The organism is Streptosporangium sp. NPDC048047 (assembly GCF_040653115.1).
Taxonomy (GTDB): domain Bacteria; phylum Actinomycetota; class Actinomycetes; order Streptosporangiales; family Streptosporangiaceae; genus Streptosporangium.
Map to the genome: position 1 here is coordinate 1 of NZ_JBEZNH010000105.1, position 8822 is coordinate 8822.

The window sequence follows — 8822 nt, forward strand, 5'->3', positions numbered from 1 at the left end:
TCCGGGGCCCCGCTTTTTCGTGTGCCTGTTTTCCGGGTGTGGGGAAGGGCCGTCCTCTGGCTTCGTCAGGGAACGGCCCTTTTCGTGTTTCCCGGCTTTCCGCGCGGGTGTTCCCGGGGCGTTGCCGTGCCGTACGGCGGGGAGCTCCGAAGCGCCTGCCGGCCCTCGCATCGCTCCCGGGTTCGGGGGCGTCGGGAGCCCGACCACGCGGTCAGTAGGCTTGAGATGTGGACTATCAGGCAGTCGAACGAGCAATCATGGAACGCGGCGTCGAGTGGAACTTCGAGCCCACGCTCGACAGGATCTCCGCGCTCATGGATGTGCTCGGCTCCCCGCAGCGCTCCTACCAGGTGATACACGTGGCCGGTACCAACGGGAAGTCGACCACGACCCGGATGATCGAGACGATTCTCCGTGAGCGCAACCTCCGGGTCGGCCGGTTCACCAGTCCTCATCTCGTCTCCATGCGGGAGCGCATCTCCGTGGACGGCACTCCGCTCAGCGAGGAGCGATTCGCCGAGGTCTACGAGGACGTCCTTCCCTACCTCGAGATGATCGATGCCAAGGGGCGCCGGCTCTCGTTCTTCGAGACCCTCACCGCCATGGCCTTCGTGGCGTTCGCCGACGCCCCCGTCGACATCGCGGTCATCGAGACCGGGATGGGCGGCAGCTTCGACGCGACCAACGTCGCAGATGGAGCGGTGGCGGTCATCACGCCCATCTCACTGGACCACATGGAGTATCTCGGTCCTGATGTCGAGACCATCGCGGGCGAGAAGGCCGGCATCATCAAGCCCGGGGCGACGGCCGTACTCGCTCAGCAGCAGCTTCCCGCGGCGGAGGTGCTGATGCGCAGGGCCGCGGAGGTCGGTGCCACCGTCGCCAGGGAAGGGCTGGAGTTCGGTGTGCTCGGCCGGGAAGTGGCGGTGGGCGGCCAGCTTCTCCAGCTGAAGAGCCTCAAGGAGACCTACGACGAGGTCCTGCTCCCCCTGTACGGAGCACACCAGGCGAGCAATGCCGCCTGCGCGCTGGCCGCGGTGGAGGCGCTGACGGTCGGGAGCGAGCCTTTGGACCCCGAGCTGGTCCGGCAGGCGTTCCTGCGGGTGACCTCGCCGGGCAGGCTGGAGGTCGTGCGGCGGGGGCCCACGGTGCTCCTGGACGCCGCGCACAACCCGGGCGGCATCGAGGCGACCCTGGACGGGGTCCAGGAGTCCTTCGGCTTCGACAAGCTCGTCGGGGTGGTGGCGATGTTCGCCGACAAGGACGTCGAGGGAATTCTGGAGCTGCTCGAACCCATGATGGACGAGATCGTGGTGACCCGTAACTCCTCGCCCAGGTCGATGGACGTCGACGAGCTCGCCACGCTGGCCGAGGAGATCTTCGATCCCGACCGGGTCCACCGGGCCGACCGTCTGGACGAGGCGATCGACAAGGCGATCGCGATCGCCGACGAAGCGGGGGAGTTCGGCGGCGCGGGAGTGCTGATCACCGGTTCCGTGGTCACCGCCGGCGACGCGAGGCTGCTGCTCAAGGCAGGCGAGGCCGGATGAGTGAGGCGTCGGCCGGAAGACGAAAGGCGATCACGGTCACCCCGGGCATGCGGCGGCTCTGCGCCAGTGTGCTGGGCATGGAGGCGATCGTCGTCGGGTTGTTCGCCCCGGTCGCCATCAACGTCCAGAACATCGAACCGGCCGTCGCGCTGACGGTGGGGCTGGGCCTGGCGGTGCTGTGCGTGCTGGTCGCGGGCATGCTGAAGCGGCCCTTCGCCTACATCGCCGGAAGCGTGATCCAGGTGCTGGCGATCGCTTCGGGGTTCATGGTTTCGACCATGTTCTTCCTCGGTGGGATCTTCGCCGTTCTCTGGATCACGGCGATATTCGTCGCTCGCCGTGTCGAGGGCGTGACTTCCCGCTAAAGTCGGCCTACATGGCCGTCCCTCCCACTCAGCCGACTCGGGCGGTGGCCGCCGAGCCCACCGGCCTGGCGCGCGCACTCCGTGCCCCTTCGGCGCTCGACGTCGTCCTCGGGATGCTCGTCGCGGTGACACTTCCGCTGGCGATCGTCGCCCTGCCCAACACCATCTCGGTGGTGTCGGCTCTGCTGCCGCGTGACATCTCGCCGATCGGGATGATGCGGGCGCACGGGCTGGCGTTGCCCGCGACGGTGCTGACCGTGCCGCTGGCGGCGCTCGCCGTGCGCCGCCGGAGGGCGGCGCCGATACTGGTGGCCGGGTTGGCCCTCCTCGCCGTGGCCGACGCGGCCGGAGGGTACGCCGGCTCCGCGTCGCTGGTGGGAGTGCTGCGGGTGCTGCACGGGATCGGTGCGGGGCTGGTGGTGCCCGCGACCCTGGCCGCGGTCTGGGAGCGTTCTCCGCTCCTGCGGGCGCTGTGGTGCGCCGTCCTCGCGGTGAGCCTCCTGGCGGCGCAGGCGCTGGCGCTGTGGCCGCTGGACGAGGCCAGGTCCTGGAGGGTCGCGCTTCAGCCGTATCCCATGCTGACGGGGGTCGCGCTCGTGCTGGCCGCCGCCTACTTCGTGCTCCGGCTGAGAGATGACGGGACCCGGAGACCCGGCGGAGCCTGGAGATCCGACGTCACCCCGGAGCCCGGCGACACCAGGGGGCGCGGGCGGCTGCTGATGGCCGTCGTGCCCGCCGCGGGCATCGCGGCCCTGGCACTGGGCAGCACCTACGACTGGTCGCCGGGACTGCTGCTGGTCGCGGCCACGCTGTCCATCGCCGCCCTGTTCGGGCTGGCCTCGGCGGCCGTCTCCGGGGGCGCCGACGGCAGGGCGTCCGCCTACACGGTGCTCGTGATCGGCGTCGTGGTCCTGCCCACGGCCGCACAGGTGACCAACGTCGAGCTGGGCGGTCTGGGCGGTCCGGGCCTGTCCGGGCTGTGGCCCGCCTTCGTGGTCGCGGGTGTGGCGGCCGTCATCGCGGCCTTGGCCGTGAGCCGTCTGGGGGACGCCGTCATGTCCACGGCCGCGGCGAGCGGCATGGCGGTCGTGGTGGCGGGGCTGTGCGCGGTGGAGGTACTGCTGCCCTCCTCCGACGGCCCGGCCCTGGTCTTCCCCCTGGCGCTGCTCGCGGTCGGCGCCGCGGTGGCCCTGACCTCCGCGCTGCGCCCGTCGGGCACCGAGGCCGCGCTCTTCGCGCTGTCGCTGTTCTTCCCCGGGGTCCTCTCGGGCTTCCTGCTGGGCAGCGGGGTGCAGTTCATCATTCTTAGAGGCGCCGACACCCCGGAGGCTCTGGTCGACGCCTTCGTCGAAGCGCTGTACCGGTGGGCTCTGGTGGGCGGCGGTCTGGTGATCGTGGTCATCGTCCTCGGCGCGTTCCTCGTGCGCCGCTCCCCGGCGTCCGTGAGCGGTGTGCCCCGGCCGTCGGCCCCGGACCCGTTCCCGGGTTCCGCATCTGAGGCGTCCGGCTCCTCCCGTCCCGGTACGGCGGGCATCACGGAGACTCCGATGGCCCCCGGTGGCGTCATCCACGATGGAGAGCCGTCCGCGGTGAGGGTCCCGGGCGCCTCGTCAGAGGATGGTGAGCGGGAGGCGGACCTCGAGATGGGGGCGGAGCCCGGCCGGAAGGAGGGCGGTGAGCCGGGTGGGCCCCGGCCCGGGCCGAAACCCCGGTTCGAGCCTGTTACCGAGCCTGGCCCGAAGCCGTGGCCGAGGCCGGAACGCACCGGCACGATGCCGGTCGTGCCGCCGCCCACGCCGTCGCCGGAGGACACGGACGGTCCAGGCCGCCCCTGATGAAGGCTCCCCGATGACACTTCCTGAGACTGAACGCTTCCGGCTCCGCTTCCGCGTTCCCGGCCATGTTCCCGCCGCTTCCCGGACCGGCGTCTCCATCGCTTTCCGGATCGGCCGCCGTACGGCCGCCGCGCAACGGCGGTCGGCTCCGGGACGGTAAACTTCGCCCGTTCACGCAGTCTGCGAGCCATCCCTGTTCGAAGGAGAACTTCAGTGTCCGAGCGCACCCTTGTCCTGATCAAGCCCGACGGTGTCGCGCGCGGCCTCATCGGTGACGTGATCGCCCGGATCGAGCGCAAGGGCCTGAAGGTCGTCGCGCTGGAGCTGCGCACTCTCGACGCCGAGACCGCCAAGGTGCACTACGCCGAGCACTCCGAGCGGCCGTTCTTCGGCGAGCTCGTGGAGTTCATCACCTCCGGCCCGCTCGTCGCCATGGTGGTCGAGGGCCCGCGTGCCGTCGAGGCCTTCCGCGCCCTGGCCGGCCTGACCGACCCGGTCAAGTCCGCCCCCGGCACCATCCGCGGTGACCACGCCCTGGAGATCGGTGAGAACGTGGTCCACGGCTCCGACTCGCCCGAGTCCGCCGCCCGCGAGATCAAGATCTTCTTCCCGGACCGCTTCTAAGGGCCGCGCCGCCGGGCCCCGCCGTCCTCCCCGAAGATCTTCGGGGAGGACGGCGGGGCCCGGCGGCGCGGCCCTTAGAAGCGGTCCGGGAAGAAGATCTTGATCTCGCGGGCGGCGGACTCGGGCGAGTCGGAGCCGTGGACCACGTTCTCACCGATCTCCAGGGCGTGGTCACCGCGGATGGTGCCGGGGGCGGACTTGACCGGGTCGGTCAGGCCGGCCAGGGCGCGGAAGGCCTCGACGGCACGCGGGCCCTCGACCACCATGGCGACGAGCGGGCCGGAGGTGATGAACTCCACGAGCTCGCCGAAGAACGGCCGCTCGGAGTGCTCGGCGTAGTGCACCTTGGCGGTCTCGGCGTCGAGAGTGCGCAGCTCCAGCGCGACGACCTTCAGGCCCTTGCGCTCGATCCGGGCGATCACGTCACCGATGAGGCCGCGCGCGACACCGTCGGGCTTGATCAGGACAAGGGTGCGCTCGGACACTGAAGTTCTCCTTCGAACAGGGATGGCTCGCAGACTGCGTGAACGGGCGAAGTTTACCGTCCCGGAGCCGACCGCCGTTGCGCGGCGGCCGTACGGCGGCCGATCCGGAAAGCGATGGAGACGCCGGTCCGGGAAGCGGCGGGAACATGGCCGGGAACGCGGAAGCGGAGCCGGAAGCGTTCAGTCTCAGGAAGTGTCATCGGGGAGCCTTCATCAGGGGCGGCCTGGACCGTCCGTGTCCTCCGGCGACGGCGTGGGCGGCGGCACGACCGGCATCGTGCCGGTGCGTTCCGGCCTCGGCCACGGCTTCGGGCCAGGCTCGGTAACAGGCTCGAACCGGGGTTTCGGCCCGGGCCGGGGCCCACCCGGCTCACCGCCCTCCTTCCGGCCGGGCTCCGCCCCCATCTCGAGGTCCGCCTCCCGCTCACCATCCTCTGACGAGGCGCCCGGGACCCTCACCGCGGACGGCTCTCCATCGTGGATGACGCCACCGGGGGCCATCGGAGTCTCCGTGATGCCCGCCGTACCGGGACGGGAGGAGCCGGACGCCTCAGATGCGGAACCCGGGAACGGGTCCGGGGCCGACGGCCGGGGCACACCGCTCACGGACGCCGGGGAGCGGCGCACGAGGAACGCGCCGAGGACGATGACCACGATCACCAGACCGCCGCCCACCAGAGCCCACCGGTACAGCGCTTCGACGAAGGCGTCGACCAGAGCCTCCGGGGTGTCGGCGCCTCTAAGAATGATGAACTGCACCCCGCTGCCCAGCAGGAAGCCCGAGAGGACCCCGGGGAAGAACAGCGACAGCGCGAAGAGCGCGGCCTCGGTGCCCGACGGGCGCAGCGCGGAGGTCAGGGCCACCGCGGCGCCGACCGCGAGCAGCGCCAGGGGGAAGACCAGGGCCGGGCCGTCGGAGGAGGGCAGCAGTACCTCCACCGCGCACAGCCCCGCCACCACGACCGCCATGCCGCTCGCCGCGGCCGTGGACATGACGGCGTCCCCCAGACGGCTCACGGCCAAGGCCGCGATGACGGCCGCCACACCCGCGACCACGAAGGCGGGCCACAGCCCGGACAGGCCCGGACCGCCCAGACCGCCCAGCTCGACGTTGGTCACCTGTGCGGCCGTGGGCAGGACCACGACGCCGATCACGAGCACCGTGTAGGCGGACGCCCTGCCGTCGGCGCCCCCGGAGACGGCCGCCGAGGCCAGCCCGAACAGGGCGGCGATGGACAGCGTGGCCGCGACCAGCAGCAGTCCCGGCGACCAGTCGTAGGTGCTGCCCAGTGCCAGGGCCGCGATGCCCGCGGCGGGCACGACGGCCATCAGCAGCCGCCCGCGCCCCCTGGTGTCGCCGGGCTCCGGGGTGACGTCGGATCTCCAGGCTCCGCCGGGTCTCCGGGTCCCGTCATCTCTCAGCCGGAGCACGAAGTAGGCGGCGGCCAGCACGAGCGCGACCCCCGTCAGCATGGGATACGGCTGAAGCGCGACCCTCCAGGACCTGGCCTCGTCCAGCGGCCACAGCGCCAGCGCCTGCGCCGCCAGGAGGCTCACCGCGAGGACGGCGCACCACAGCGCCCGCAGGAGCGGAGAACGCTCCCAGACCGCGGCCAGGGTCGCGGGCACCACCAGCCCCGCACCGATCCCGTGCAGCACCCGCAGCACTCCCACCAGCGACGCGGAGCCGGCGTACCCTCCGGCCGCGTCGGCCACGGCGAGGAGGGCCAACCCGGCCACCAGTATCGGCGCCGCCCTCCGGCGGCGCACGGCGAGCGCCGCCAGCGGCACGGTCAGCACCGTCGCGGGCAACGCCAGCCCGTGCGCCCGCATCATCCCGATCGGCGAGATGTCACGCGGCAGCAGAGCCGACACCACCGAGATGGTGTTGGGCAGGGCGACGATCGCCAGCGGAAGTGTCACCGCGACGAGCATCCCGAGGACGACGTCGAGCGCCGAAGGGGCACGGAGTGCGCGCGCCAGGCCGGTGGGCTCGGCGGCCACCGCCCGAGTCGGCTGAGTGGGAGGGACGGCCATGTAGGCCGACTTTAGCGGGAAGTCACGCCCTCGACACGGCGAGCGACGAATATCGCCGTGATCCAGAGAACGGCGAAGATCCCACCGAGGAAGAACATGGTCGAAACCATGAACCCCGAAGCGATCGCCAGCACCTGGATCACGCTTCCGGCGATGTAGGCGAAGGGCCGCTTCAGCATGCCCGCGACCAGCACGCACAGCACCGCCAGGCCCAGCCCCACCGTCAGCGCGACGGCCGGTTCGATGTTCTGGACGTTGATGGCGACCGGGGCGAACAACCCGACGACGATCGCCTCCATGCCCAGCACACTGGCGCAGAGCCGCCGCATGCCCGGGGTGACCGTGATCGCCTTTCGTCTTCCGGCCGACGCCTCACTCATCCGGCCTCGCCTGCCTTGAGCAGCAGCCTCGCGTCGCCGGCGGTGACCACGGAACCGGTGATCAGCACTCCCGCGCCGCCGAACTCCCCCGCTTCGTCGGCGATCGCGATCGCCTTGTCGATCGCCTCGTCCAGACGGTCGGCCCGGTGGACCCGGTCGGGATCGAAGATCTCCTCGGCCAGCGTGGCGAGCTCGTCGACGTCCATCGACCTGGGCGAGGAGTTACGGGTCACCACGATCTCGTCCATCATGGGTTCGAGCAGCTCCAGAATTCCCTCGACGTCCTTGTCGGCGAACATCGCCACCACCCCGACGAGCTTGTCGAAGCCGAAGGACTCCTGGACCCCGTCCAGGGTCGCCTCGATGCCGCCCGGGTTGTGCGCGGCGTCCAGGAGCACCGTGGGCCCCCGCCGCACGACCTCCAGCCTGCCCGGCGAGGTCACCCGCAGGAACGCCTGCCGGACCAGCTCGGGGTCCAAAGGCTCGCTCCCGACCGTCAGCGCCTCCACCGCGGCCAGCGCGCAGGCGGCATTGCTCGCCTGGTGTGCTCCGTACAGGGGGAGCAGGACCTCGTCGTAGGTCTCCTTGAGGCTCTTCAGCTGGAGAAGCTGGCCGCCCACCGCCACTTCCCGGCCGAGCACACCGAACTCCAGCCCTTCCCTGGCGACGGTGGCACCGACCTCCGCGGCCCTGCGCATCAGCACCTCCGCCGCGGGAAGCTGCTGCTGAGCGAGTACGGCCGTCGCCCCGGGCTTGATGATGCCGGCCTTCTCGCCCGCGATGGTCTCGACATCAGGACCGAGATACTCCATGTGGTCCAGTGAGATGGGCGTGATGACCGCCACCGCTCCATCTGCGACGTTGGTCGCGTCGAAGCTGCCGCCCATCCCGGTCTCGATGACCGCGATGTCGACGGGGGCGTCGGCGAACGCCACGAAGGCCATGGCGGTGAGGGTCTCGAAGAACGAGAGCCGGCGCCCCTTGGCATCGATCATCTCGAGGTAGGGAAGGACGTCCTCGTAGACCTCGGCGAATCGCTCCTCGCTGAGCGGAGTGCCGTCCACGGAGATGCGCTCCCGCATGGAGACGAGATGAGGACTGGTGAACCGGCCGACCCGGAGGTTGCGCTCACGGAGAATCGTCTCGATCATCCGGGTCGTGGTCGACTTCCCGTTGGTACCGGCCACGTGTATCACCTGGTAGGAGCGCTGCGGGGAGCCGAGCACATCCATGAGCGCGGAGATCCTGTCGAGCGTGGGCTCGAAGTTCCACTCGACGCCGCGTTCCATGATTGCTCGTTCGACTGCCTGATAGTCCACATCTCAAGCCTACTGACCGCGTGGTCGGGCTCCCGACGCCCCCGAACCCGGGAGCGATGCGAGGGCCGGCAGGCGCTTCGGAGCTCCCCGCCGTACGGCACGGCAACGCCCCGGGAACACCCGCGCGGAAAGCCGGGAAACACGAAAAGGGCCGTTCCCTGACGAAGCCAGAGGACGGCCCTTCCCCACACCCGGAAAACAGGCACACGAAAAAGCGGGGCCCCGGA

8 protein-coding genes are annotated in these 8822 nt (G+C 70.8%); 4 read left to right on the top strand and 4 right to left on the bottom strand.

Going from position 1 to position 8822, the window contains the following annotated elements:
• Positions 1-257 precede the first annotated feature (257 nt).
• From AB0D67_RS38470 to ndk (AB0D67_RS38485), 4 genes are all read left to right on the top strand, one after another.
• Positions 258-1550 carry a folylpolyglutamate synthase/dihydrofolate synthase family protein gene (locus tag AB0D67_RS38470; protein ID WP_362947212.1) on the top strand — a complete coding sequence of 431 codons (1293 nt, stop codon included), beginning with the start codon at positions 258-260 and terminating at the stop codon, positions 1548-1550.
• Positions 1547-1915 carry a DUF4233 domain-containing protein gene (locus tag AB0D67_RS38475; RefSeq protein WP_362947204.1) on the top strand — a complete coding sequence of 123 codons (369 nt, stop codon included), beginning with the start codon at positions 1547-1549 and terminating at the stop codon, positions 1913-1915. Before AB0D67_RS38470 ends, AB0D67_RS38475 begins: the two co-directional genes overlap by 4 nt.
• Positions 1916-1926: 11 nt before the next feature.
• Positions 1927-3750 (top strand): hypothetical protein, encoded by a 1824-nt coding sequence (locus AB0D67_RS38480; protein WP_362947206.1) that lies wholly within the window; start codon positions 1927-1929, stop codon positions 3748-3750.
• 213 nt (positions 3751-3963) lie between these two features.
• Entirely contained in the window at positions 3964-4374 is a 411-nt protein-coding gene (gene ndk / locus AB0D67_RS38485; protein WP_362947209.1) for a nucleoside-diphosphate kinase, read from the top strand.
• Positions 4375-4448: 74 nt separating this feature from the next.
• Here the strand turns inward: ndk (AB0D67_RS38485) and ndk (AB0D67_RS38490) are convergent, their stop codons facing one another.
• The 4 genes from ndk (AB0D67_RS38490) to AB0D67_RS38505 form a co-directional block, all read right to left on the bottom strand.
• Positions 4449-4859: a nucleoside-diphosphate kinase gene (gene ndk / locus AB0D67_RS38490; RefSeq protein WP_362947209.1), complete on the bottom strand. Its 411-nt coding sequence runs from the start codon at positions 4857-4859 to the stop codon at positions 4449-4451.
• Between the two features lie 213 nt (positions 4860-5072).
• Positions 5073-6896, bottom strand: a complete 1824-nt coding sequence (locus AB0D67_RS38495) for a hypothetical protein (RefSeq protein ID WP_362947206.1) — start codon at positions 6894-6896, stop codon at positions 5073-5075.
• An 11-nt stretch (positions 6897-6907) separates the two neighbouring features.
• Entirely contained in the window at positions 6908-7276 is a 369-nt protein-coding gene (locus AB0D67_RS38500) for a DUF4233 domain-containing protein (RefSeq protein ID WP_362947204.1), read from the bottom strand.
• Entirely contained in the window at positions 7273-8565 is a 1293-nt protein-coding gene (locus AB0D67_RS38505; protein WP_362947212.1) for a folylpolyglutamate synthase/dihydrofolate synthase family protein, read from the bottom strand. The genes AB0D67_RS38500 and AB0D67_RS38505 overlap by 4 nt, the downstream gene beginning before the upstream one ends.
• Between the last annotated feature and the right edge of the window lie 257 nt (positions 8566-8822).

Bases quoted from the DNA above. Each gene is read 5' to 3' on its own strand.
- AB0D67_RS38480 (WP_362947206.1), top strand. From the start codon at position 1,927: ATGGCCGTCCCTCCCACTCAGCCGACTCGGGCGGTGGCCGCCGAGCCC.
- AB0D67_RS38475 (WP_362947204.1), top strand. From the start codon at position 1,547: ATGAGTGAGGCGTCGGCCGGAAGACGAAAGGCGATCACGGTCACCCCG.
- AB0D67_RS38470 (WP_362947212.1), top strand. From the start codon at position 258: ATGGAACGCGGCGTCGAGTGGAACTTCGAGCCCACGCTCGACAGGATC.
- AB0D67_RS38495 (WP_362947206.1), bottom strand. From the start codon at position 6,896: ATGGCCGTCCCTCCCACTCAGCCGACTCGGGCGGTGGCCGCCGAGCCC.
- AB0D67_RS38505 (WP_362947212.1), bottom strand. From the start codon at position 8,565: ATGGAACGCGGCGTCGAGTGGAACTTCGAGCCCACGCTCGACAGGATC.
- AB0D67_RS38500 (WP_362947204.1), bottom strand. From the start codon at position 7,276: ATGAGTGAGGCGTCGGCCGGAAGACGAAAGGCGATCACGGTCACCCCG.